The sequence below is a fragment of the Enterobacter sp. 03-F-07-AD-ECC genome, assembly GCF_047530935.1.
GTDB lineage: Bacteria > Pseudomonadota > Gammaproteobacteria > Enterobacterales > Enterobacteriaceae > Enterobacter > Enterobacter cloacae.
In genome coordinates this window covers 44022-67655 of record NZ_JBLKBZ010000020.1, presented here as the reverse complement: position 1 = coordinate 67655, position 23634 = coordinate 44022, and the positions used below count along the sequence as shown (strand labels likewise).

The following is a 23634-nucleotide window of genomic DNA, read 5'->3' as shown; positions in this document are numbered from 1 at the left end:
GTCACCGTAAGGACTCACCCGATAGGACTATGCCTGTTTCTTCAGACAACCACTCATAAACTTGCTGCGATCGTCGCCTTTCAGCATTTGTTGCGTGGCCTGAGCGTTACATTCACGCATTTTTTGCTGCTGCGGCGTCAGGCTTTTTTCATCTGGTTTGGATGCACCATTTTTGAGGCAATCGCTCATATATGTCTTACGGGCATCCCCTTTCAGCGCTTTTGCTGTCGCCTGTTGGTTGCAGGTTGTCATACGCTGCTGTTGAGGTGTTAAGGTTTTCTCTTCCGCATGCGCTGAGGCGATCAGGCACAGGCCGGAAAACAGGGTAACCAGTATTGTTGTTTTCATTGCACCATCCTTTATGTGAAGTTCCACATTAAGTCTGGTTCGTTGCGGGAAAAAAACCACCCTGCGACAATGATTTTCTTCGGGTTTATGCATTATTTCATCTCTGACGCGGCACGCTGTTGATTACCCGGTTTCGCCTGATGCGTTAGGGTATTTAATAGCAAGAGGCATGCGATGAAATAGATGCTCTGTTTAAATTCTTTTCTCCCAGAGCGAAGGCCAAAAATAAAAACAGAGCGACGACAGGCATCCTGCATGACCATTCTATGACAGGCCATTCTCTTTCAGCAGGCTAGCTGCGAGGATGCCTTAATAGCTTCTTTACGTATTGCTGAAGCATCTCCGCATCTTCAGCGGGGACCAGCGAATCGGGGCGAGCCTTGTCCAGTGCGCTTTCTACATTATCGATTAACGCCTGTTGCTGCGGTTGTGTCATTTGTCGGAGCAACGCCGTAACGACAATTTCCAGCGCCTCTACCTGGGCGACCAGTTCTTTTGACTCTTCTTCCTTTTGTGCAAGCTTGACCAGCAACTCAGCAATGAGATTTTTCATCGTGCTATTTCCTTATGCGTTTTTTCTGAACTTAGCATTCAGAATGAATAATGCAAAGAGGAGAAAAGTATTATCTTATGCAAAAGTGATGCTGCTGCCAAAATAAAGATGAATGGCAAGCAGCGAAACGTTTTTCTCTTTAGAAAAAGCCGCATTTAGTTATATAAAAATGCGGCAACCATAAGAATATATAATACATTACGGCAAATGATTAACGCGCTGCTCTCGCCTGCTCTAATTGGCGACGGCGTCTCAGCGCAATCGCCAGCTGGATAATATTGATCAACACCACAATCGCCGTGGCCGCAAATACCCAACGAAAACCGGCCATCGCCGAAACGGATGCGCCAATAAGCGGACCGGCAACGTTACCCAAATACATAAATGACTGGTTATAGCCAAAAATACGCCCTGTCACCTGGTCACTTGAATATTTCACCAGCAAGGTCTGCACCGCAGGTAACATGGCGCCATCGGCAAAGCCGAGCAGGAATCGCAGCACGCCGAGCTGAAGCGGTGAGGTGACGAACGACATCGCAAAAAAGAGCACCACGGCAAAAATCAGCGTGGCCATCAGGATACGCGCCGTACCGATCCTGTCGCCCAGTTTTCCCAGCCGCGGCGCAGAGATTAACGCCGATACGCCCGGCACGGCAGCAATCATCCCGCTGAGAAACGCAATATTGCTGCTGTCTGGCTCCATTGATTTTATAAACAGCGCCAGAATCGGGCCTACCGAACCGTTACAGAGCTGGATCACCATGGTGGTTACGAACAGGCTTATCATCAGCCCGGGATACGGCAGCGAGGCGAAGACCGCTTTGCCGCTCAGGCGTTCGGATTTACTGACCACCGGACGTCCCCCCTCCTTGATCAGAAACAGCGTCACCAGAAAACTGATCACCAGCAGGATAGCAGTAATGAAGAAGACGGCGCGCAACCCTACGTGGTCGGCCAGAAAGCCGCCTAACAACGGGCCGCCGATAACGCCACTGATCTGTGCGGTGGAGAGCGTACTCAACGCCCAGCCGCTACGTTCACGCGGCACCTGTGAAGCGACCAGCGCCATGGCGTTCGGAATATAGCCGGATGTCAGCCCCATGATCGCCCGCAGGATAAACAGCTGCCAGACGTTAGTGGCAAAGGCCTGCAGCAGGATGGCTATTGCCATTCCCAGCGAAGCGCGCAGCAGCATCAGTTTGCGCCCTTTTCGATCCGCCAGGCTCCCCCACATGGGTGACACAATGGCGGAAACCAGAAACGTCACGCTGAACGTTAGCCCCGACCACATGGAGAGGGCTTCATGCGAGGTCACGCCCAGCTGCGAGACGTACAGCGGCAGAAAGGGCAAAATCTGGCTGATGGCCAGCCCGGTGAAGAAACACCCGAACCAGACCGAGATGAGGTTAACTTTCCAGGATTCCATAAAAGAAATAGTCTTCATTTTTAGGCAAATGCGCCGACAGATTAGCAAGTTACCGGCATCTACGCCGTGCCAGAGATGCGGCCTTGCTGACTTTGGTGTTTTATCTTCCCAGTCATCATATTTGTGAAATATGTCACAAATCATCCAATTTCTGGCGGAAGATTATGCTTTAGCGGCAGAGTCCAAAGCCGCGCATTCCCAGATGGAAATGGTTGGCGTGCGCCGCGTTATACTCCGGCCCCAGGCCGTTCCCGTAGTAGCCGCAGCTCGCTGTCAGCAGCGCCTGCAGCCACGGCTGCGTTTTGGTCGATCTCCAGCCGTGCAGAATGGTGACTCGTTCACCGTTCGCCAGCCGAAACGCGCTGATATCCAGCGCCTCTGCCGTGGCATGTTCGCTGCGTCTTGCATCAGGGCGGTGGTAAATATTGCGACAGGCGTAGCTGCCCAGGTGCTCAATGCGCACCAGCTCGCTTCCGGTCCAGGTTTTGGTGAGTGGCCGGGCCTGCTGGCTGACAAACAGTGCAGAACTCAGCGCCAGCGGGCAGCTGGCAAGAAAGCTGCTGTTCAGGCTGACCGGTCCGAAGTCACGCACGCGCACCACGTTGTGAAGGGGGCATGCTCCGGCGCTGTCGGCGACAGGCTGTGTGCGAATAAGGGCCTTCTGATTGGCCTGCGATAACAGGCTGGCACACGCCTCGGGGGTAAGGCGCCGCAGTTTGTACTGAGTGATTAGGCCTGGCGGGTCGTCAAGCGAGAGCGGCGTAAAAGGGTTGTAGTGAGACGGCAACCAGCGGTAACCCACCGTTGCGACTGCCACCAGAATGAAAACGATCAGCAACGTTTTGCCTTTCACACTCCCCCCTCTTTACTCCCAAAACATTATGGCAGAAGGTCGCGAAACCCGCAGGGCATCGTGGTATGTTATTGGCTTTTCGTCAGACTGGAAGAGAGTGAGATGGCAAAGCAGCGCGTAGGTATTGTCTTTGGGGGAAAATCAGCGGAGCACGAGGTTTCATTGCAGTCGGCAAAAAATATTGTCGATGCGATTGATAAAAACCGTTTCGACGTAGTGCTGCTGGGCATTGATAAACAGGGCCAGTGGCATGTGAACGATGCGAGCCAGTATCTGTTAAACGCCAACGATCCGGCACATATCGCCCTTAATCCTTCTGAAATCAGCGTCGCCACCGTCCCTGGCGTAGTGAAGGGGCAACTTATCGACGCCGGTAATGCACAGGCTCTTGCTCAGATTGACGTCGTGTTCCCAATCGTCCACGGCACGCTGGGCGAAGATGGTTCGCTGCAGGGTATGCTGCGCATGGCGAACCTGCCGTTTGTCGGCTCCGATGTGCTGGGCTCCGCCGCCTGTATGGATAAAGACGTCACCAAACGCCTGCTGCGCGATGCCGGGCTGAACGTTGCCCCGTTCGTGACGCTCACCCGCGCCAACCGCGATAAATACACCTTCAGCCAGATTTCCGCCCAGTTGGGTCTGCCGCTGTTCGTGAAGCCTGCGAACCAGGGCTCCTCTGTTGGCGTCAGCAAAGTGACAAGCGAAGCGCAGTTCACCGAAGCCGTTCGTCTGGCTTTTGAGTTTGACCACAAAGTCGTGGTTGAGCAGGGTATCAAAGGCCGTGAAATTGAGTGCGCGGTGCTGGGCAATGATTTCCCACAGGCAAGCACCTGCGGTGAAGTGGTGTTAAACAGCGATTTCTACTCTTACGACACCAAATACATTGATGATAAAGGCGCTCAGGTCGTCGTGCCGGCAAATATCGATCCGGCCATCAACGATAAGATCCGGGCGATCGCCATCAACGCCTGGCAGGCTCTTGGCTGCTGCGGCATGGCGCGTGTGGATGTGTTCCTGACGCCAGATAATGAGGTGGTGATTAATGAAATCAACACCCTGCCGGGCTTTACCAACATCAGCATGTATCCAAAACTGTGGCAGGCCAGCGGTCTGGGTTACTCTGAGCTGATCACCCGTCTGATCGAACTGGCGCTGGAGCGTCATGCCGCTGACAGCGCACTCAAAAGTTCCGTAAACGGTTAATCGGTTCTTTTCACCGTCTCCGTCTCATCCGCTGTCGTCTCTTCCGGACGACGGCGGATAATTAACCCAGCCAGCCAGAAACTGATCACCCATGTCACCAGCCCGACAGCATAGGTTTGCCATCCTTTGGCTTCAAACCCCAGCAGCCCTACGACACCGTTAAGAATAAAGATCAGCCCGATAGCAAAGGCGTAGTAGTGCCAGTCACGGCGTAGTTTGGACGTGAGCTTCATAACAACTCCGGCAGGAAAAAAAGACATCCTCTCACAGTTTTACGATCGGGTCTGTGGCAGATGCGGAAAATCTGAAACACGACGCAATTTCAGTTAAGTAATGAATTTGTGATGTGCTGCAGAAATCGACAATCCAGGAGAATTCCGCAGGGGAAATTACCACGATTCTGATATTGACAAATGCTATGACCTGTCAAACTCACCGTGTGCGAAGCGTATTAACAGAGTGATATTTCCGGAGGTCTTTATGGCTGACTTTACATTGTCGAAACCGATTTTTGGCGGCACACCACCAAAAACCTCCACTGCGGGTAATATTGCGTATGCCCTGTTTGTCCTGTTCTGCTTCTGGGCAGGCTCTCAGCTTCTCAACATGTTGGTTCACGCGCCTGGCGTCTATGAACATCTGATGCAGGTGCAGGATAACGGACGCCCGCGGGTTGAGATTGGTTTGGGTGTGAGCACCTTGTTTGGCCTTGTCCCTTTCCTCGCGGGTTGTCTGATTCTCGGTGTTGTCGCGTTAGTCGTACGCCTGCGTCGTCGCCATTAACGTCCCATGCAACGAGCCCGACGATCGTCGACGCGTTTGGCGAACCATGCCGTTGTCAGATTACGCGTGATTTTCGGGCTTTCCAGTTGAATACCCGGCAGGATTGCCCGCGGTAACGCTTTTCCACTCTTCTTCTCGGCCAGCGTGAAAACCTTTTTGTAGAGATCCGTCTTCTCGAACGCCAGGCTATCCCCTTTCTCCAGCTGACGGCGAATGTCGCTATCGCTCATGCCAAGCGTTGCTGACAGTTTGCGCACCGCCAGTTCCGTTGTCCCCGCCTTGCTGCTGCCGTAGGCGATGAGATCGCCGTCCAGCGCCAGTTTCACCCCGCTGGCACGGCTGACCGCACTCTGAAACGCCGCGTTTCGGCTGGCATACCAGCCCGCGTTAAAGTCAGCAAAACGGTACAACGGCTCGCTGTAGCTCGCCGGATAGTTCAGCAGATGGTACGTGCCAAACCACAGTCCGCCACGCAGGGAGAAGACTTCCTGGCGCACCGTCCCGTCGATTTTCCACGGATAACCGTCCGTATGCTGCTTGGCAAACGCAATGCTGACCTGCATCGGGCCGCCGGTATGCACCGGGTTAAGCGAGCCGAACAGTTTCTGCCCCATCGGCACCATATTGATGAAATCATCAAAAATGGCGCTCAGCTGTTTCTCGGTTTTCACCGTGTCCAGCCGATCGCTGTAGCTTTTGCCGTTTGGCGAGGTGATTTTAAGGGCGGTATGCACCAGGAACACCGGGATATGCATCGATTCCGCGCGACGGTCGATCTCTTTCCAGGCAATTTTGTTCAGCCCCGGCACCACCGGGTCTGACTGGTACATTGACTCCTGCTGCGCCACTGCCAGTACCGAGCAGATATTCTCCTCGGTAGGGGCAATTTTCTGACTTTCAAAGGTCTTCGCTAATGCCTCGGCCCACGCATTGCGGTCTTTCACCGTAGAGGGCATTTTTTGCCGCACCACGCTCGCCACATCTACAGGTTTCTCACCTTTTTTAAGCGGGGTGGCCCCTTTTTCGGCACACCCCGCCAGCACGAGTGCGGCGAGTAAAGAGAGCGATAATGTACGCGGTACGGCAAAAGACATAGCAATTCCCTTTTTAGCTAAATGTATTGGTGACTTCCTGCAGATCCCGATCGTCCAGCTCGCGTTCAAAGCTGCGCAGACGTTTGTAGATGGACATCAGTTCCACCAGCGTGGTCCAGGAGCTAATCAGATACTGGAACGACCCGCGAACCTGGCCAAATACGTTGGTGATCTGTGTCATCAGACCCAGCGTTATCGTACCCGCAACAATGGACGGGAACAGCAGGAACAAACCGAAAACGTTATCCACCTGCAGATACAAAATGCGCGCAATGTTGAAGTACATATAGTGGAAGTAAAGACGGAAATAGTTGCGACGCACGGCGCCAAACAGTTCACGTACGGTTGGCGGCGAGGCGCGGTTGGCGTCATCTTCACCATACACCAGCTCTTTACGATACGCCGCTTCAACGCGCTGATTTTTAAACTCCAGCCCAGGCAGCTTGATCCCCACCACGGCCAGCAGCCCCGTTCCCATTAATGACCAGACAATAGCGGCAATCACCAGGCCATACGGCAGATGACCAACAATCGGCAGGTCCGGCACGTGCGCCGAGAGCGTCACCAGCACCGGCAGGAAGGCAATCAGGGTCATAATGGCATTGATAAAGCTCACGCCCATGTCTTCAAGGGTCGAGGCGAAACGCATGGTGTCTTCCTGCACACGCTGTGCGGCGCCTTCGATATGACGCAGGTGTTGCCAGTGCGCCATATAATGTTCGTTCATCGCGGTACGCCAGCGGAAGACGTAGTGGCTGACAAAGAAATTGTTCATGACGCCAATCACCACCGCAATAAGGGCAATACCGAGGAAGATGCCAACTTCGTGGTAGAACTGATTGATAGTCACCTTATGCGGTGAACTCAGCGCACTCTGGATCAGATCGTAGAACGGGGCATACCAGGCGTTAACCGCCACTCCCACTTCCACCAGAAACCAGGTGACAAAGATGATCAGCGACGTGCCCAGAATCGACCAATACTGCCAGCGATGTGGCGAATAGACAAACCAGAACAGGGCAAAAAGCCCTACGCAGACCATGTAGTAGGCATAAAACAGCAGATAGCTCAGCGACCAGAAACGCGCCGCGCTAATGGGAACTTCGCCCGTCGCGCCCGTGATGCGCGTCAACCACGCTCCGCCGCCGGCCTGCCAGAAAATGACAGCGATCAGTGCCCAAATAAATGCCGACAGGAAAAATGGCCCCGGCTTTGGGAAAAAAGACTTAAACATGATACATCCTTCTTGTTGTTATGGCTGTTGCTGTGCTCAACACATCACCACACGAAAATCTTGCCTGGGCCAGGTGCCTGGCGCAGGCAAAAAGGTCAGACCCGAGGGTTTATTATTAGTTCGCTTTCCAGTTTTCAAGAATTGTTTCGGTGCGTTTCACCGCGGGCGGGTTTGCGGGCGCAATGAAGTTGCGCCAGACGTCGTTGTAGTGGTTAATCAGAATGCGGGCTTCGGCCGCCGGGCGATTCGCGGTGGTATGCGCATCCTCCGCCACGGTGATGTGGTAGCCCCGGCTGACGCCATTCTTGAACGTGGCATCGACACAGTAATCAGTAGCGCAACCGCAGATGACAAACTCCCGGATCCCCTGCTCGCGGAGCAGCGTTTCAAGCGAGGTGTTATAGAACGCATCGCAGGCCGTCTTGGTCACGTAGAGGGCATCTGCAGGCTGATGCAGTTCTGGCAGCAAGGCAAACCCGTCACTGCCCTCTTCCAGACCACCAGGCTCAGTATGCTGAATAAAAATCACCCGATCGGCTGCCTGCGTAAGCTGATTGATCAATGAAACACATTTTTCACGCTGATGACGAGGCGTTTCGAACACCCCCTGCTGCATATCGACAACCATAACCACACGCTTTCCGGACATACCCTTCTCCGCAAGATTGAGTAACACAGCCCTCTATCATAAGGCCGATGTCACAAAATGGGAGACTGACAGTAAGTAAATTCTTCTGATTTACTCGCAGTTACGTTTTTCTGGTTATCGTTATGTAATTCGGGGCATTGCACCGTACGGTTTAGTAGTATAAATACCCATTACTTTCCTCATTCACACTATGGATGCTTTTCGTTGAAACGTTGTCTGCTCTTTTTCGCCGCGCTGTGTGCGGTGAGCTTCTCAACCGCCCAGGCAGCCCAACCGCTGACGGCGCCCGTTCTGGCATCAGATATTGCCGATCGCTACGCGAACCTGATTTATTACGGCAGCGGCGCGACGGGAATGGCGATGGTCGTCATCGACGGTAATCAGCGCGTGTTTCGCAGTTTCGGTGAAACGCGTCCCGGTAATAATGTTCATCCGCAACTGGATTCCGTCATCCGCATCGCGTCCCTGACCAAGCTGATGACCAGCGAAATGCTGGTGAAATTGCTGGACCAGGGCGTGGTGAAACTCGACGATCCGCTCAGCAAGTATGCTCCGCCGGGCGCACGTGTCCCGACGTATCAGGGAATGCCGATAAGGCTGGTCAACCTGGCAACGCATACCAGCGCCCTGCCTCGCGAGCAGCCAGGGGGTGCGGCGCATCGCGACGTTTTTGTCTGGCCAACGCGTGAACAGCGCTGGAACTACCTGAGCAAAGCCACGTTGAAGTCCGCGCCCGGTTCTCAGGCCTCTTACTCCAACCTGGCGTTTGACCTGCTGGCCGATGCGCTGTCGACGGCAGCGGGCAAACCGTATACGCAGCTGTTTGAAGAGCAGATCACGCGCCCGCTGGGCATGAAGGACACCACCTTCACCCCATCACCGGATCAGTGCCGCCGTCTGATGGTCGCCGAAAAAGGTGCCAGCCCGTGTAACAACACGCTGGCAGCCATCGGCAGCGGCGGGGTTTATTCCACCCCTGGCGACATGATGCGCTGGATGCAGCAGTTCCTCTCATCAGACTTCTACTCACGTAGCCATCAGGCCGACCGTATGCAGACGCTGATTTACCAGCGCAGCCAGTTGCACCGCGTGATCGGTATGGACGTGCCGGGTAAAGCCGACGCCCTCGGTCTGGGCTGGGTATATATGGCACCTAAAAATGGCCGTCCGGGCATTATTCAGAAAACGGGGGGTGGTGGAGGATTCATTACCTATATGGCAATGATCCCCCAGTCCAACGTGGGCGCTTTTGTGGTGGTCACCCGCTCGCCAAATACCCGTTTCGTCAATATGAGCGATGGCATCAATAACTTAGTGGCTGAGCTCAGCGCCAATAAAGCCCAGGTGCTTACCGCCTCCGTCCAGCCTTAATATTCCGTGGGCAAACGGTTGATGCTAACCAGTTTGCCCCGGCTCATATTGATGTAGTTCCCCTGTCGAAGCGCAGCGAGCACCTCTGCCACGACCGAACGCGAAATGCGCGTGCTTTGTTGAATATGATTCATCACACCAATTTTTGAGCGCAGGGTTTCATCCCATTCGGCCATATTCAGCAGCATGGCGCGGATTTGGTGATAGGAGTTATTTCCTACCAGTTGCCTGTCCCGCTTTTCCAGAATGGATTTAATCCAGGACAGCCAGCAGAAAGCTTCTTTCCAGAGAGAACTTTGCTGAATAAGCTGCAGAGAGGTCGAAGCAGGTAAATAAAAGCCTGTGCACGGATTTTTGGCAACGACCCGATATTCCTTGCTGTAATCAAGCATGCCTGCAGTCAGCCCCAGAATAAAGGGCGCAGTAGCAATGCCAATCAGCAACTCGTCTGAACGGCGATAGATTTCAATTACGCCGGTCTGTAATACAAAGGTGCTGGGTTCATCATTATCATCATTTGAAATAATCTGCTGGGGAGCAGATTTAAATGGGGTACTGGCTACTTTCAAACACTGTTCGAGCCGGCTTAATTCAGAAAGTGGTTTCGCATTAACTTTCATGCAGACCTCTGGACATCCGTATTTGTCGGTTCAATATTATTTTTTTTAGATGACAAAGCGGGGGATATATTCCCCCCGCTTTTATACTTTACCAGGTATATTTCACACCCAAATTGGCGCCCCAGTTCTGGTCAACGTCACCGCCGCCCAGGTAAGTGGCATCCGTGTATGCACTGAAGTTTTTGGTGAAGCTGAACTGTGTGCCCAGACCCACACGCACCGCAGAGCCTTCAACGCCGTTATCAATGCTGTCGCCATTCACGTTCGCATTGTTATCAGCATCGTCATACACATACGCCAGTTTGACGTATGGCGTCAAAGCCTGATCGCCGCCGTAGTTGAAGGTATACCCTGCGTCGACACCGAGTTCATAGCGCAGGCTGTCGTAAGACTGGCCATCAATTCGCATGTCATTGCTCAAGCGGTAGTCGTCACCCGACTGGAACAGCCCAGACACTGCCGCATAAGGCGTGACGTAGCCGGACAGGTTTGGTTTCCAGTCATAACCCAGTTTCATACCGAAACCTACCGCATCTGTTGTGGTATTACCGTCCACGTACTGACCGTTACTCATCGTCGCGGAGAGATCGTTATTGAAGCGGGTGTAGCTCAGGGAGCTGTCGAGGAAGATATCGTTGGCAAACTTCGCAGAGGCATAGATCATCGCCGTCTGGCTATCCTGATCAACCTGACCGGTACGATCGCTGATATCACCCTTCGCAAAACCTGCCGCGCCACCAACGATCCACTTCGCGTTGTTACCGTCAATCTGCGTATCCAGACCAACCATAATCCCGCTTACGTCCTGATCGTAGCTGATAACGCCATTGTCAGCGTCAAAGTTGCCGCCGAAGTAGCTCACCCACGCCCCGCCGTTATCGGCCAGACCGTGACGGCTGTTAGTCAGACGGGTTCCAACGGTATCCTGCTGCAGATCCCAGATATTGGTATTCGCTGACGGAATGCTCAGCGCCATATTGGCGTAGTCAGTCAGCGCTTTCTGCTGCAGAACAACCGTGTCACCCTTCTGCTGCGCCTGGTAGGTATAGGCACCTAAATCGGCTTTGTTTGCTGCCGTAAAGCGGGCCGCAGTGTCTGCGTTATTGTCATAAACGCGGATGATCTCTTTGTTTTTATAATCAGCAACAGAACCGGCGCCGGTCGCATCGTCGATACGCACGGTGTAGTTACCTGCCACATCACCGTTCACCGCCAGATGACCGTCTGAGTTAAGCGCCACGACGCCATAGTCGTAATCTGCTTTGCTCTTGTCGTTGGTGATAAAGCGGGCGTTGTTCAGATCGCTGTTCAGCACGTAGTCACGGCTGGCAACGTTCAGCACACCGCCATCGGTCAGCACCATGTTGTGCGTGTCCACCTGACCCAGGCCCAGTGCCAGTTCCGCACCGTTGTCGACGGTGATGGTGTTGGCATACAGTTCAGCCGTTTCTTCCGTCAGCGCGGCACGGCTATAGCTGTCCAGATACAGGCTGTCTGTCGCCACTGCACCGCTGTCGCCAATATTCAGGGTAGAGGCGTTGGTCAGGGTGATGGAATCCGCCAGCAGGCCAGAGTTTTCAACATTGACCTGCGACTGGTTATTCACTGCCAGCGTGTCGATGTTAGACAGTTTGCGGGTATCCCACTCTGAACCGTTGTTCAGGGTGACGTTGAACAGACCGCTCTGGTAGACCTCTTCACCTGCAACGTGACCGTTGGTGTCGTAGGTGGAATCAGGCCAGATGCTGTTTGGAGTCAGGGTTCTCCAGTCAACGTTGCTATAGCCCAGACCGTACATATCATCTACGTCGATCATAGCAACTTTAGACTGAGCGGCTCCCACCCATTTACTGCCGTTTGTCAGTGTGACATCCAGCTTATCGGTACCATCCCAGCCGTTGGTGGTTGGGTTATATACACCGTCTTCGGTGGTATCGGTTGCCGGGTCGCCATTCGGATAGAAGTTATTATCAAAAGTACTAGTAAAGAGAATATCGCCAGTGATCGTCGAATGATCGAAGGTTGCGGTGGTTTGCATCGCAACGTCTGTCTTGAGTAATGCCTGCGGCGTTTGTGAAGTGTCTGACAGGTCTAGTTTATCAGCCTCTACAATTAATGCCGCATCATCATAATCATAAGCTGTTGCGCCGTTTTCACCGTAATCGCTTGGCTTCGCAGATTGCCCATAGAAACCGTTGGTACCTAAATCATTGTAGGCACCCGACGTGAGTACAGAGTCTTTCACCACCAGCGTGTTGGTAAATACGTTGCTGCTATTGGCAACGCCTTCAACATCATCGTACGGAGTGTTATCTTGCGCCTGATAGTGCTCGTGCTGCTTCAGCGTGATGCCCGCAACGTGGGAGTTGTTCTGGATAACAATATCCGATTCCACATCCAGCGTAATCGCATTACCCAGTCCATAGGTATCCAGATAGTGGGTTTCGGTGTTGTCACCATTCAGAACATCATACGCATAATGCTCATAGGTATCGTTAATGGTGGAGTGATCTACTGTCAGGCTAAAACGATCGTACTGTGTATGGGTCGTATCATCGGAGTCTACGCCTCCAGTACATGTAGTAGTCACGCATCTTTCCGAGGTGATCATGCCATTAATGGTGCTGTTAGAAATGCTCAGCGCATTCGCTCTTCCATTGACACCATCGTCAAGGTAGTACGTCGAAATAACACCGTTCACCGTTGACTTATTAATCACCGGATAAATATCACCGTCGTGGGTGGCATCCGAGTAATCCCAGTCAGCGTAGCCATAATACCAGGGTGTTGATGCTGAATTATCATATCCGAAGGTATTATATGTGGTACCAGAAATATCTTTCGCATTGGCCTGAGAAGCGATAGCCAGGGTGCAGGCTAATGCAAGTTGTGATACAACCAGTTTCTTTTTCCATGTTTGCATTGGGTCATCCCTCCTCAGGGACGTAAGCAAGTTTGTCCATCAAATCATTTGGCAACATTGTATTGCGGAGGGAATTATGCATTTTCATTTCGAAAAGGTTCAATGAATGATTCCATTAAGTCCGTATCCAGACTAATAACATGAAAAAAATGCAACGACATTAAAAATTATAAATAAACACTATAAAAACAGCGAATTAAAATCATCTGACATAAATATAGAAAATATAATAAAGAATAATAGATCATTATTAATGATATATTTACTTCAATTTAGAAATCGCACCAATATCTCGAGCGTGTGAAAAACAGGCTGACGTTGGTTATATATATTGACCATGTGAAACATCGCAAACCCCATTTCGCATTAACAAAAAGCCTACTTTCGTAAAACCCTCTCCCCCACTTTCATGTACACTAGCCTTCTTTGTTCCACAAACGTCAGGCATATCATGACCGATTTAATTGCTCGTCCCCGTCGTCTGCGCAAGTCACCTGCACTGCGCGCTATGTTTGAAGAGACAACACTGACCTTAAACGATCTGGTGTTGCCGATTTTTGTTGAAGAAGAGATCGATGACTACAAAGCCATCGACGCCATGCCAGGCGTGATGCGCATTCCGGAAAAATATCTGGCGCGTGAGATCGAACGTATCGCCAACGCGGGGATCCGCTCGGTGATGACCTTTGGCATCTCCCACCACACTGACGCTACCGGCAGCGATGCCTGGAAAGAGGACGGTCTGGTCGCCCGGATGTCGCGGATCTGCAAAGAGACCGTGCCGGAAATGATCGTCATGTCAGACACCTGTTTCTGTGAATATACCTCTCATGGCCACTGCGGTGTGCTGTGCGATCACGGTGTCGATAACGACGCCACTTTGCTGAATCTCGGCAAGCAGGCGGTGGTAGCTGCAGCAGCCGGTGCGGATTTCATCGCACCTTCCGCTGCCATGGACGGGCAGGTTCAGGCGATCCGCCAGGCGCTTGATGCGGCCGGATTCACCGATACCGCCATCATGTCCTACTCCACTAAGTTTGCCTCTTCGTTCTACGGTCCGTTCCGTGAAGCGGCCGGTACTGCGCTGAAGGGCGATCGCAAAACCTATCAGATGAACCCGCTGAACCGCCGTGAAGCCATCCGTGAATCGCTGCTGGATGAAGCCCAGGGCGCAGATTGCCTGATGGTGAAACCAGCTGGCGCATATCTGGATATTCTGCGCGACATTCGCGAGCGCACCGAGCTGCCGCTGGGTGCATACCAGGTGAGCGGCGAGTACGCGATGATCAAATTCGCCGCGCAGGCGGGTGCCATCGACGAAGAGAAAGTGATCCTGGAAAGCCTGGGCGCGATCAAACGTGCTGGCGCGGATCTGATCTTCAGCTACTTTGCGCTGGATCTGGCCGAGAAGAAAATTCTGCGTTAATCCGCTTTAGCGCCGGGTGGTGGCTTCGCCTTACCCGGCCTCCTCTCTGCGCTAATCTTCACCAAACTGCAATACAACCGACATCTCTCCCTTCTACTGTCTGAGCAAGACGGCAGGAGGAGTAACCATGTTTAGTCTCGATAGCGTTCTCGACGACCTTTGGCCTCAGGCGAGGCCTGCACCCTGGCAAAAAAGTCTGTTAAAAAGACTGTTCTACGAAGAAGAATTCCAGCAATTTGCCGCGACACACCGCCATCTGAAAGGCCTGGATATGGTGGAGCAAGTTCTGGAGCACCTCGATATTCTCTGCACCGTTTCCGCCCGCGATCTCGAACAAATCCCTGAACATGGCCCGCTGGTCATTATTGCCAACCACCCAACCGGAACGCTGGACGGGCTGGCGCTGATGTATGCCGTTTCCCGTGTACGGCGCGATGTGAAAGTCGTCACTAACCGGATGCTGACCCACCTTGAACCGCTTAGCTCGCTGTTTATTCCGGTGGACAATATGGGCGGCAGAACGGCAAAAACGTCCCTGATGCAGATGGAACAGCATCTGCAAAACGCAGGTGTGCTGATCTTCTTCCCGGCGGGAGAAGTGTCCCGTCCTACGCGCAAAGGGATCCGCGATAAAAAATGGCACCCCGGCTTTATTAAACTCGCCAGTAAGCTGCGCGTACCGCTGCTGCCGGTGCATATTCAGGCACACAACAGCCTGCTCTTTTATGCCAGCACGCTGGTGTCCCCCACCGTATCGATGCTCTTGCTGATGCAGCAGATGTTCCGCCGCCGCCACAGCCAGCTACCGATAAAGATCGGCCAGCAGATAGCCTGGCATCACTGGTATAGCACAACCCTTTCATCGCGTGAGATGGCCGAGCAGTGCCGTCAGCACGTGATACGTCTTGGCAAGGGAGTGCCTGGCGTCTTTAAAACCCAATGCGCCATTGCCCGTCCGGAAGACCGGGCCACGCTGAAGCGCGAGCTGGCCCAGGCTGAATGTCTGGGCAAAACCAGCGATGGCAAAACTATTTATCTGTGGCAACGCAACGGACAGGAAGAGGCTCCCCTGCTGCGCGAGCTGGGACGCCTGCGCGAGATCGCGTTTCGCGCCGTGGAGGAAGGGAGCGGTAAACGTCGGGACACCGACAGTTACGACGATGACTATCTGCACCTGATCCTGTGGGATGAAGACGATCTGGAGATCGTCGGCGCCTATCGCTTTATGCCCACTGCCAGACAGGTCGAGCAACGCGGTCTGGAAGGGCTTTATAGCTACAGTCTGTTCCACTACGACGATAAAATGCAGGACGTGCTGGAACACGGTATTGAACTGGGGCGCAGCTTTATTCAACCGCGCTACTGGGGTCGTCGCGGTCTGGACTATCTGTGGTCCGGTATTGGTGCCTATCTGGCACGTTATCCGCACTACCGCTACCTCTTTGGCCCGGTCTCGATTTCCGGTGGCTTACCGCCTGCCGCACGGGATCTGCTGGTGGCGTTTTACCGCCTCTGGTTCCCGGCGACAAATCCCTTAGCCGCGTCACGTCAGCCTTATCCGGCCTCCCTGCCGGACGTGCTGGCGCAGTTTGGCGGGGTCGATTACGTGGATGACCTGACGAAGCTGAAATCCCTGCTCGGTAATCTGGGGTGCGGTATTCCACCGCTCTACAAACAGTATTCCGAGCTGTGTGAACCCGGCGGCGTGCAGTTTATCGATTTTGGCAGCGACCCGGCGTTCAACAACTGCATCGACGGGCTGGTGCTGGTGGACTTGTGCTACCTCAAGGCAAACCGCTATCAGCGGTATATTGAGGCGCACCTTTAACTGTGCGGTTTTTTGTAGGCCGGGTAAGCGCAGCGCCACCCGGCAAGAACGATGCACAATTGCCGGGTGGCGGCTACGCCTTACCCGGCCTACGGGTGCGATGGTTCAAGGACGGTAAAACGGCTTATCTCCCAAAATCGTCGCCCGCTGCATAATCCGACGCTGTGGCAGATAATCCGCATTCGCATAGTGCTGCGTCACGCGGTTATCCCAGATCGCCAGATCGTTCTCCTGCCAGCGCCAGCGCACCTGAAACTCCGGTTTGGTGATATGCGCAAACAGGAAACGTAACAACGCCTCGCTCTCTTTTTCCGTCACGTCCACAATCCGCGTCGTGAATCCCTCATTCACAAACAGCGCCTGCTTGCCGGTTACCGGATGGGTGCGCACGACCGGATGGAGCAGCGGCGGATGTTTCGCAACCGCCTCCTGCCAGCGCTGATGCTCCGCTTCTGTTTTGCGGTACTTGTATTCCTGGAACGATTTTTTGAAGTCATGCTCCGCCCGCAGGCCGCTCAGCAGGGTACGGAAGGGTGCGGACAGCGCCTCAAAGGCCGCAATGCCGCTGGCCCACAGCGTATCGCCGCCCGTCTCCGGCAGCAGCTTCGCCGAAAGAATCGCCCCTGCAGGTGGCGTCTCGATAAACGTCACATCCGTGTGCCAGTTGTCGTTGTCCGGCGGATTATCGTTATGCGTGTCGAGCACAATAATCTCCTCCACCCCTTCCGCATGCGGATAAACCGGATGGATATGCAGATCGCCAAAGCGCAGTGCCAGGGCGCGCTGCTGCTGCGGGGTGATTGCCTGTTCGCGCAGGAATACCACCTGATGGCGCAGCACCGCATGATAAAGCTGCTCAAACTGGTTATCGCTCAGCGGACGGGTCACATCCAGGCCCGACACCTGCGCACCAATATATGGCCCCAGCGGGGTAATGGTCAGACGTTCACTCATTGTATTTCTCCATGCCAGGGCGTCAGACGACGCTGCAGCGCACGCAGCCCCAGTTCTAATCCAAAGGCGATCACGGCGATAACCGCAATCCCGGCCAGTACCACGTCAGTCGCCAGAAACTCCCCCGACGACTGCACCATAAACCCTAACCCTCGGGTGGCGGCGATCAGCTCTGCCGCCACCAGCGTTGACCAGCCCACGCCAAGGCCGATGCGTAATCCGGTTAAAATCTCCGGCAGTGCGCCCGGTAAAATCACAAACAGCAGCACCTGTGTCCGGCTGGCTCCCAGCGACTGCGCCGCGCGGATCCGCACCTGCTGAGCGCTTTTAACACCCGCCAGAGCCGACATGGCAACCGGGGCGAAAATCGCCAGATAAATCAGCAGGATTTTTGACGTTTCACCGATGCCGAACCAGATCACCATCAGCGGCAGATAGGCCAGCGGCGGCACCGGACGGTAAAGCTCAATCAGCGGGTCGAGGATCCCGCGCACCGTCGGGCTTAAGCCCATCGCGATCCCGACCGGAATGCCGATTATCACCGCAGCCAGTAGCGCCACCAGAATGCGCGCCAGGCTTGCCCCTAAGTGCTGCCAGAGCGTGGCGTCCATAAAGCCCTGCGGCCCGGCAATGGTGATGAGTTTTGCCAGCACCTGCCCCGGCGGCGGCAGAAACAGCGGGCTGATCCATGCCTGCGCGGCAACCAGCCACCAGACCGCCAGCAACACCAGCAACGTGCCGACACTGAGTGTTATCTGGCGCGAGAAAGGCCAGCGTAAGGCCGGGCGCGCGCGTCGCGTTTTCTCGCTGAAGACGATGCTCATGAGAAGGCCTCCCGTTGTTCAAACACGCGGCTTAAGACGTATTCACGCTGTTCGATAAACCGCGGATCGGATTTGATGCTGCGTACCGGCTCCCCCGAGACATAGCGACGGGCAAACTCAAGCGGCAGCCGCTCCAGCACGCACCCCGGGCCAGGGGACAACAGCACCAGCTCGGTCGCCATAAACACCGCCTCTTCGATATCGTGGGTGATCAGCAGCACCTGTTTACCCGTTTCATGCCACAGGCGTAAAAGCAGGGTTTGCATCTGCTCGCGGGTAAAGGCATCCAGCGCCCCGAACGGCTCATCCAGCAGCAAAAGCTGCGGATTGGCCGCCAGCGCGCGGGCAATACCAACCCGCTGACGCTGACCGCCGGAAAGCTGCCAGATAAACCGTTTTTCAGCCCCTTCAAGACCGACCTTTTTGAGCATGTCCCGTGCTGTTGCCAGCCGTTGCTCACGGCTTACGCCCGCCAGTTGCAACCCAAACGCCACGTTTTCCTGCACGTTGCGCCAGGGAAGCAGACCTTCGTTCTGAAAGACCACCCCACGCTCAGCGCCCGGGCCCTCTACTTTTTTACCTTCCAGTTGAATGGAGCCATGCTGATATGGCACAAACCCGGCAATCAGATTCAGCAGCGTGGTTTTCCCGCACCCGGACGGGCCAAGCACAACCAGCAGCTCACCGCTGTCCAGCGTCAGGTTGATGTTCTCCAGGGCCGGTTTGCCACCGTAATCAGCAGACAGATTTGTAATATTCAGCATCGCAGCCCCCTTATTTCACAAAGCGATCGGTCACGTACTGGCTGTAGTCCGCCGCCACCGCCGGCACTTTGCCCTGCTCTTTCAGGAACGTGGCGGTATCGATAATCGCTTTGTTTACCGGCCCGGTCAGCTGTTGTACCTGCTGGGCAGGCGTGAGATAGGTATTACCTTTCACCAGCCCCGGAACGTCCGCTTGCGGCACGCCGCTCAGACGGGACAGTTTTTCGAGATTGGCAGGCTGCTTCAGCCATGCATCCGGGTTGCTGATATAGGGCTGCTGAGCGTCGATGGCGCTTTTGGCAAAGGCCTTCACGACCTCAGGATGTTTCTCGGCAAAATCTTTGCGCACCACCCACACGTCGAGCGTTGGCGCGCCCCACTGGCCCACTTTTTCGGAGTCGGTCAGCACGGTGCCGTCTTTTTCCAGCTCATTGACAGCCGGTGCCCAGACGTATGCGCCATCAATATCGCCGCGCTGCCAGGCCGCAATAATCGCCGGTGGCTGCAGATTAATGATTTGCACCTGGCCTGGCTTGATGCCCCAGTGTTTCAGCGCCGCCAGCAGGCTGTAGTGAGTGGTCGAAATGAACGGCACGGCGATGCGCTTGCCGATCAGGTCTTCCGGTTTGGTGATGTTTTTCTTCACCACCAGCGCTTCGGAGTTACCCAGCTGTGAAGCGAGGAGGAAAACTTCAATCGGCACCTGCTGGCTGGCCGCTACCGCCAGCGGGCTGGAACCGATGTTACCAATCTGCACGTCGCCGGACGCAAGCGCACGCACCACGGCCGCCCCGCTGTCGAACTTACGCCAGTCGACGTTTGCGCCGCTCTCTTTGGCAAAGGTGTTATCCGCCTGCGCGACTTTCGCAGGCTCTGCGGAGGTCTGATACGCGACGGTGACGTCCACCGCCTGCGCCTGAAATGCCCACAGCGCCAGCGCGCCGAGTAATGTAATTCGCGATGTAATTGCCATCCTGTCTGCTCCCCTTGTTGTTATGAGGGCAGTATTTCCGGCGCGGGAATTTTGATAAAGGAATTAAAACGAATCGCTAATAACGATTCGTTTTTAGAAAAAAAGCGGGAAAGGATAGTTAAAAAAGTGGGCTGTGGCTTTATTGCAATTTTGTTACATCGATTCCATAACCGCAGCCGCAGTATTGCCAGCCCGTCGGCAACGGGCATCATAGGTCAACGAATGAGCAAAAGGTGTCGAGATGATTAAAGTGGTGCTGGTGGACGATCACGTGGTGGTGCGTTCCGGTTTCGCCCAACTGTTAAATCTGGAAGAGGATTTAGTCGTAGAGGGTCAGTTCAGCAGCGCTGCAGAGGCGTGGCCCGTCCTATCGCGTAACGATATCGACGTGGCGGTGATGGATGTTGCGATGCCGGACGAAAACGGTCTTAGCCTGCTCAAGCGCCTGCGCCAGCAGCGGCCAACGTTTCGCGCCATCATCCTGAGCATCTACGATACCCCGGCCTTTGTGCAAAGTGCTCTCGACGCGGGTGCAAGCGGCTATCTGACCAAGCGCTGCGGCCCGGAGGAACTGGTGCAGGCCGTGCGCACCGTCGGCATGGGCGGGCATTATCTGTGTGCCGATGCGGTAAAAGCGCTGCGCGGCGGCGAGCCGATGCCAAAAGTGCTTGAGGCGCTCACCCCGCGCGAACGCGAAGTGTTTGAACTGCTGGTGAAAGGAGAAAGCGTGAAGGAGATCGCCTATACGCTTGCGCTGAGCCATAAAACAGTACACGTTCATCGTGCCAATGTACTGGGCAAGCTTCAGTGCAACAGCACCATCGACCTGGTGCACTTTGCGCTTGATAACCAACTGCTGACGGGTCACTGATGCGGCGCGCTGTCCGGCATCTGATCCTGTCCCTGTTCATTATGCTGGCCTGGGGAACCGGCTGGCTGATGCTGTGGACGCTGAGTTTCTACCTTACCCACAACGGCCAGCAGGCGGTGCTGTTTCTGCCGCAGGGGGTGTGGCTGGCACTGATGATTTTACTTTCACGCCACTACTGGCCTGCATTAATTCTTCCCCCCCTTGCCGCCATTCTGTGGCTGCACGGCGAGCAACTCCTCACACGTTATATGATGCTAACTGTGCCGCTTATCGGCATAGTCAGCGCCTGGCTGGCGCAGCGGTACTGGCACCGTTTCCCGCTCTACTGGCAGCGGCTGTCGACCCTGATTGCGGCGGTGACGGTGAATGCCCTACTGCAAACCTTGCTCCTGTCGCCCTTTCTGGACAGCCCGGCCACGCTGCTTTTGCTCGGCTCATTTACGGGTGGCGTGCTGCTTACGCCGTTCGTCTATCTGGTCTTCGAATTTTTACGCCAGCAGCATCGTTACCATCTGCTGGGGCTGGACACCAGCAATCCGCCGCTGCGCACCTCGCTGATTATCTGGTGCAGCCTGTTTTTCATTATCGGCATCGGCACGCAGATGGTGCTCTCCCCGGCGCTGGAGCGGCTGCTGCTGATTATCGTGTTCCTGCCCAACGTGGTGATGGCGTGGAAATTCGGCTGGCAGGGTGGTGTCCTTTCCGGGCTGCTCGGCAGCATGATGATCACCATTGCCCGCCAGGTGGGCGTCGGATTTAGCGACCTTCTCGAACTGGAAATTTTTCTCTCTACCCAGTCGTTGCTGGGGATTGGCCTGGGAATCGCTATCAGCCGCCAGCAGCATCTGGCGATGAACCTCGAACGCTATCGCCATCGACTTGAGAATGAACTTCAGGCCAGGCGGGCGCTGGCGGAGAAACTGATCCATTCCGAAGAGGACACCCGCAAGCTGCTGGCGCGCGAGCTTCATGATGAGATTGGCCAGAACATCACCGCTATCCAGATTCAGTCTCAGTTGGTGAAGCGGACGAGCGATACGCCGCTCGCCATTGAGGCCGCTGGACAGATCAACGATCTCGCGCGGCGTATTCACCACTCCACACGCCAGCTTTTGCGCCAGCTTCGCCCCCCCGTGCTGGAAGAGCTGTCGCTCCACGAGGCTCTGCACCACCTGGTCAACGAGTTCGCCTTTGCTGAACGCGGGATCCGCTGCCACTTTGACTACCGGCTTCCCACGCCGCCGGAGAGCGAAACGCTGGTCTTTACGCTATATCGCCTGCTTCAGGAGCTGCTCAACAACGTCTGCAAACACGCCAACGCAAGCGAAGTCACAATTCTGCTCTGCCAGCGGCACGCGCGGCTGTACCTTGAGGTGCACGATAACGGTAGCGGCATTAGCCCGCAGCAGCAGCCCGGCTTTGGCATTCAGGGTATGCGCGAGCGCGTCTCTGCGCTCGGCGGCGAACTGACGCTGGAATCCCTTCCTGGGACGCGCGTAATTGTTAACCTGCCCACAAATTTGCAACAAACGCCGCTCTGACCAGGAAAAAGTCTTAGTCACTCCAGACTTTGTCTCATCCCATTTATGCCGCACTTCCCTACAGTCATCTCAAACGGAGAACGCCATGCACGCACTGTCTGCTGAAGAGGTTTCACAACGTTACCGGGCGCTGCGCCCCAGGCTGCTCCTTTGTATGGCGATTGGCTACGCCGCGTTTTACCTGACGCGAAAAAGTCTGAACTATGTTTTACCCGCGCTGCAGCTGGATCTGGGGCTGAGCAAGGGCGATATCGGGCTTATCGGTTCGCTGTTTTATCTCAGCTACGGGCTGTCCAAATTCGCCGCCGGGCTCTGGCACGACAGCCACGGACAGCGCGCGTTTATGGGCATCGGGCTGCTGGCTACGGGCGTGCTGAACGTGCTGTTCAGCTTTAGCGATGCGTTCCCGCTGCTTCTGTTTATCTGGACGCTGAACGGCTTCTTTCAGGGCTGGGGCTGGCCGCCCTGCGCCAGGCTGCTGACCCACTGGTATTCGCGTAACGAACGCGGCTTCTGGTGGGGCTGCTGGAATACCTCCATCAATATCGGTGGCGCGATTATTCCGTTGATTTGCGCCGTTGCCGCCCATCGATGGGGGTGGCAGGCGGCGATGCTGACACCGGGGATCATCAGCATCGTGCTCGGCCTGTGGCTGACCACACAACTGCGGGGTACACCGCAGGAGGAGGGTTTGCCCACGGTCGGGGAGTGGCGTAGCGATCCGCTGGAGCTGCGCCAGCAGCAGCAAAGCCCGCCGATGGGGTTATGGCAGATGTTGCGTACCACCATGCTGCAAAACCCGATGATCTGGCTGCTCGGGGCGTCGTATGTGCTGGTATATCTCATCCGCATCGCCCTGAACGACTGGGGCAATATTTGGCTGGCAGAAAGCCACGGCGTGAACCTGCTTAGCGCCAACGCCACGGTGATGCTGTTCGAAGTGGGTGGGTTACTGGGCGCGTTATTTGCTGGATGGGGATCAGATCTGCTGTTCAGCGGCCAGCGTGCACCGATGATTTTGCTGTTCACGCTGGGGCTGATGGTGTCTGTCGCTGCGCTGTGGCTGGCACCGGTTCATCACTATGCCCTGCTGGCGATGTGTTTTTTTACGGTCGGATTTTTCGTCTTCGGTCCGCAGATGCTCATTGGCCTTGCCGCCGTTGAGTGTGGACACAAACAGGCGGCAGGCTCGATTACCGGCTTTCTCGGCGTATTTGCCTATCTGGGCGCCTCGCTGGCCGGGTGGCCGCTGTCGCAGGTAATTGAACGCTACGGCTGGTCAGGGATGTTCAGTTTGCTCTCGATTGCCGCCGTCCTGATGGGTTTATTACTGATGCCCTTGCTGATGGCGGGCATCACCGCTTCTCGCAGTCACATAACGTCATAAAAAGGGCTG

General features: G+C 55.0%; 22 protein-coding genes. 8 read left to right on the top strand and 14 right to left on the bottom strand.

The window, feature by feature from the left end; all coding sequences use genetic code 11:
* Positions 1-27: 27 nt before the first annotated feature.
* The 4 genes from psiF to ACMWKA_RS21020 form a co-directional block, all read right to left on the bottom strand.
* Positions 28-348 (bottom strand): phosphate starvation-inducible protein PsiF, encoded by a 321-nt coding sequence (gene psiF, locus ACMWKA_RS21035; protein WP_013095812.1) that lies wholly within the window; start codon positions 346-348, stop codon positions 28-30.
* Between the two features lie 292 nt (positions 349-640).
* Positions 641-901: an anti-adapter protein IraP gene (iraP, locus tag ACMWKA_RS21030; protein ID WP_013095810.1), complete on the bottom strand. Its 261-nt coding sequence runs from the start codon at positions 899-901 to the stop codon at positions 641-643.
* 211 nt (positions 902-1112) lie between these two features.
* Positions 1113-2327, bottom strand: coding sequence for a multidrug efflux MFS transporter (locus tag ACMWKA_RS21025; protein WP_013095809.1), 1215 nt, complete (start codon positions 2325-2327; stop codon positions 1113-1115).
* A gap of 169 nt (positions 2328-2496) precedes the next feature.
* Positions 2497-3180 carry an extensin family protein gene (locus ACMWKA_RS21020; RefSeq protein WP_136374201.1) on the bottom strand — a complete coding sequence of 228 codons (684 nt, stop codon included), beginning with the start codon at positions 3178-3180 and terminating at the stop codon, positions 2497-2499.
* Positions 3181-3282: 102 nt separating this feature from the next.
* Between ACMWKA_RS21020 and ddlA the strand changes: the two genes are divergently transcribed.
* Complete coding sequence (gene ddlA / locus ACMWKA_RS21015; RefSeq protein ID WP_047023650.1) at positions 3283-4383, top strand: D-alanine--D-alanine ligase; 1101 nt, start codon at positions 3283-3285, stop codon at positions 4381-4383.
* Here the strand turns inward: ddlA and ACMWKA_RS21010 are convergent.
* Positions 4380-4616 carry a DUF2754 family protein gene (locus ACMWKA_RS21010; protein WP_020686357.1) on the bottom strand — a complete coding sequence of 79 codons (237 nt, stop codon included), beginning with the start codon at positions 4614-4616 and terminating at the stop codon, positions 4380-4382. The genes ddlA and ACMWKA_RS21010 overlap by 4 nt on opposite strands.
* Positions 4617-4863: 247 nt before the next feature.
* On the opposite strand from ACMWKA_RS21010, the gene ACMWKA_RS21005 reads away from it, so the two are divergent.
* Positions 4864-5166 carry a DUF2755 family protein gene (locus ACMWKA_RS21005; protein ID WP_013095805.1) on the top strand — a complete coding sequence of 101 codons (303 nt, stop codon included), beginning with the start codon at positions 4864-4866 and terminating at the stop codon, positions 5164-5166.
* Here the strand turns inward: ACMWKA_RS21005 and ACMWKA_RS21000 are convergent.
* The 3 genes from ACMWKA_RS21000 to ACMWKA_RS20990 form a co-directional block, all read right to left on the bottom strand.
* A complete protein-coding gene (locus tag ACMWKA_RS21000) occupies positions 5163-6260 on the bottom strand; it encodes a DUF1615 domain-containing protein (protein WP_414760580.1) in 1098 nt (365 codons plus the stop codon). The genes ACMWKA_RS21005 and ACMWKA_RS21000 overlap by 4 nt on opposite strands.
* Before the next feature lie 13 nt (positions 6261-6273).
* Positions 6274-7494, bottom strand: a complete 1221-nt coding sequence (gene sbmA, locus ACMWKA_RS20995; protein ID WP_013095803.1) for a peptide antibiotic transporter SbmA — start codon at positions 7492-7494, stop codon at positions 6274-6276.
* Between the two features lie 115 nt (positions 7495-7609).
* Positions 7610-8143: an isochorismatase family protein gene (locus ACMWKA_RS20990; RefSeq protein WP_029882454.1), complete on the bottom strand. Its 534-nt coding sequence runs from the start codon at positions 8141-8143 to the stop codon at positions 7610-7612.
* Between the two features lie 204 nt (positions 8144-8347).
* On the opposite strand from ACMWKA_RS20990, the gene ampH reads away from it, so the two are divergent.
* Positions 8348-9514, top strand: coding sequence for a D-alanyl-D-alanine-carboxypeptidase/endopeptidase AmpH (gene ampH / locus ACMWKA_RS20985; RefSeq protein WP_414760579.1), 1167 nt, complete (start codon positions 8348-8350; stop codon positions 9512-9514).
* Here the strand turns inward: ampH and ACMWKA_RS20980 are convergent.
* On the bottom strand, positions 9511-10134 hold the full coding sequence (locus ACMWKA_RS20980; protein ID WP_013095800.1) for a helix-turn-helix domain-containing protein: 624 nt from the start codon (positions 10132-10134) through the stop codon (positions 9511-9513). The genes ampH and ACMWKA_RS20980 overlap by 4 nt on opposite strands.
* Before the next feature lie 88 nt (positions 10135-10222).
* Positions 10223-13057 carry an autotransporter outer membrane beta-barrel domain-containing protein gene (locus tag ACMWKA_RS20975; RefSeq protein ID WP_163363350.1) on the bottom strand — a complete coding sequence of 945 codons (2835 nt, stop codon included), beginning with the start codon at positions 13055-13057 and terminating at the stop codon, positions 10223-10225.
* A gap of 451 nt (positions 13058-13508) precedes the next feature.
* On the opposite strand from ACMWKA_RS20975, the gene hemB reads away from it, so the two are divergent.
* Positions 13509-14483, top strand: a complete 975-nt coding sequence (gene hemB / locus ACMWKA_RS20970; protein ID WP_013095798.1) for a porphobilinogen synthase — start codon at positions 13509-13511, stop codon at positions 14481-14483.
* Positions 14484-14610: 127 nt separating this feature from the next.
* Positions 14611-16311: a lysophospholipid acyltransferase family protein gene (locus tag ACMWKA_RS20965; protein ID WP_058684251.1), complete on the top strand. Its 1701-nt coding sequence runs from the start codon at positions 14611-14613 to the stop codon at positions 16309-16311.
* A 105-nt stretch (positions 16312-16416) separates the two neighbouring features.
* Here the strand turns inward: ACMWKA_RS20965 and tauD are convergent, their stop codons facing one another.
* From tauD to tauA, 4 genes are read right to left on the bottom strand one after another with little or no spacing between them, the layout of a single operon-like run.
* Positions 16417-17265, bottom strand: coding sequence for a taurine dioxygenase (gene tauD / locus ACMWKA_RS20960; protein WP_013095796.1), 849 nt, complete (start codon positions 17263-17265; stop codon positions 16417-16419).
* Positions 17262-18089, bottom strand: a complete 828-nt coding sequence (gene tauC, locus ACMWKA_RS20955; RefSeq protein ID WP_414760578.1) for a taurine ABC transporter permease TauC — start codon at positions 18087-18089, stop codon at positions 17262-17264. Before tauC ends, tauD begins: the two co-directional genes overlap by 4 nt.
* On the bottom strand, positions 18086-18853 hold the full coding sequence (gene tauB / locus ACMWKA_RS20950; protein ID WP_284957751.1) for a taurine ABC transporter ATP-binding subunit: 768 nt from the start codon (positions 18851-18853) through the stop codon (positions 18086-18088). The genes tauC and tauB overlap by 4 nt, the downstream gene beginning before the upstream one ends.
* Before the next feature lie 10 nt (positions 18854-18863).
* Positions 18864-19826 carry a taurine ABC transporter substrate-binding protein gene (gene tauA / locus ACMWKA_RS20945; protein WP_414760577.1) on the bottom strand — a complete coding sequence of 321 codons (963 nt, stop codon included), beginning with the start codon at positions 19824-19826 and terminating at the stop codon, positions 18864-18866.
* 241 nt (positions 19827-20067) lie between these two features.
* On the opposite strand from tauA, the gene ACMWKA_RS20940 reads away from it, so the two are divergent.
* From ACMWKA_RS20940 to uhpC, 3 genes are all read left to right on the top strand, one after another.
* Positions 20068-20697: a response regulator transcription factor gene (locus ACMWKA_RS20940; RefSeq protein ID WP_013095792.1), complete on the top strand. Its 630-nt coding sequence runs from the start codon at positions 20068-20070 to the stop codon at positions 20695-20697.
* Entirely contained in the window at positions 20697-22238 is a 1542-nt protein-coding gene (locus tag ACMWKA_RS20935; RefSeq protein WP_013095791.1) for an MASE1 domain-containing protein, read from the top strand. Before ACMWKA_RS20940 ends, ACMWKA_RS20935 begins: the two co-directional genes overlap by 1 nt.
* Before the next feature lie 85 nt (positions 22239-22323).
* Positions 22324-23625 carry an MFS transporter family glucose-6-phosphate receptor UhpC gene (uhpC, locus tag ACMWKA_RS20930; protein WP_038418774.1) on the top strand — a complete coding sequence of 434 codons (1302 nt, stop codon included), beginning with the start codon at positions 22324-22326 and terminating at the stop codon, positions 23623-23625.
* The last annotated feature ends 9 nt before the right edge of the window (positions 23626-23634 follow it).

Bases quoted from the DNA above. Each gene is read 5' to 3' on its own strand.
- ACMWKA_RS20975 (WP_163363350.1), bottom strand. From the start codon at position 13,057: ATGCAAACATGGAAAAAGAAACTGGTTGTATCACAACTTGCATTAGCC.
- tauD (WP_013095796.1), bottom strand. From the start codon at position 17,265: ATGAGTGAACGTCTGACCATTACCCCGCTGGGGCCATATATTGGTGCG.
- ACMWKA_RS21010 (WP_020686357.1), bottom strand. From the start codon at position 4,616: ATGAAGCTCACGTCCAAACTACGCCGTGACTGGCACTACTACGCCTTT.
- ACMWKA_RS21000 (WP_414760580.1), bottom strand. From the start codon at position 6,260: ATGTCTTTTGCCGTACCGCGTACATTATCGCTCTCTTTACTCGCCGCA.
- ACMWKA_RS20980 (WP_013095800.1), bottom strand. From the start codon at position 10,134: ATGAAAGTTAATGCGAAACCACTTTCTGAATTAAGCCGGCTCGAACAG.
- sbmA (WP_013095803.1), bottom strand. From the start codon at position 7,494: ATGTTTAAGTCTTTTTTCCCAAAGCCGGGGCCATTTTTCCTGTCGGCA.
- iraP (WP_013095810.1), bottom strand. From the start codon at position 901: ATGAAAAATCTCATTGCTGAGTTGCTGGTCAAGCTTGCACAAAAGGAA.
- hemB (WP_013095798.1), top strand. From the start codon at position 13,509: ATGACCGATTTAATTGCTCGTCCCCGTCGTCTGCGCAAGTCACCTGCA.
- uhpC (WP_038418774.1), top strand. From the start codon at position 22,324: ATGCACGCACTGTCTGCTGAAGAGGTTTCACAACGTTACCGGGCGCTG.
- ACMWKA_RS21025 (WP_013095809.1), bottom strand. From the start codon at position 2,327: ATGGAATCCTGGAAAGTTAACCTCATCTCGGTCTGGTTCGGGTGTTTC.
- ACMWKA_RS20940 (WP_013095792.1), top strand. From the start codon at position 20,068: ATGATTAAAGTGGTGCTGGTGGACGATCACGTGGTGGTGCGTTCCGGT.
- ddlA (WP_047023650.1), top strand. From the start codon at position 3,283: ATGGCAAAGCAGCGCGTAGGTATTGTCTTTGGGGGAAAATCAGCGGAG.
- psiF (WP_013095812.1), bottom strand. From the start codon at position 348: ATGAAAACAACAATACTGGTTACCCTGTTTTCCGGCCTGTGCCTGATC.
- ACMWKA_RS20935 (WP_013095791.1), top strand. From the start codon at position 20,697: ATGCGGCGCGCTGTCCGGCATCTGATCCTGTCCCTGTTCATTATGCTG.
- tauC (WP_414760578.1), bottom strand. From the start codon at position 18,089: ATGAGCATCGTCTTCAGCGAGAAAACGCGACGCGCGCGCCCGGCCTTA.
- ACMWKA_RS20965 (WP_058684251.1), top strand. From the start codon at position 14,611: ATGTTTAGTCTCGATAGCGTTCTCGACGACCTTTGGCCTCAGGCGAGG.
- tauA (WP_414760577.1), bottom strand. From the start codon at position 19,826: ATGGCAATTACATCGCGAATTACATTACTCGGCGCGCTGGCGCTGTGG.
- ACMWKA_RS21005 (WP_013095805.1), top strand. From the start codon at position 4,864: ATGGCTGACTTTACATTGTCGAAACCGATTTTTGGCGGCACACCACCA.
- ACMWKA_RS20990 (WP_029882454.1), bottom strand. From the start codon at position 8,143: ATGTCCGGAAAGCGTGTGGTTATGGTTGTCGATATGCAGCAGGGGGTG.
- tauB (WP_284957751.1), bottom strand. From the start codon at position 18,853: ATGCTGAATATTACAAATCTGTCTGCTGATTACGGTGGCAAACCGGCC.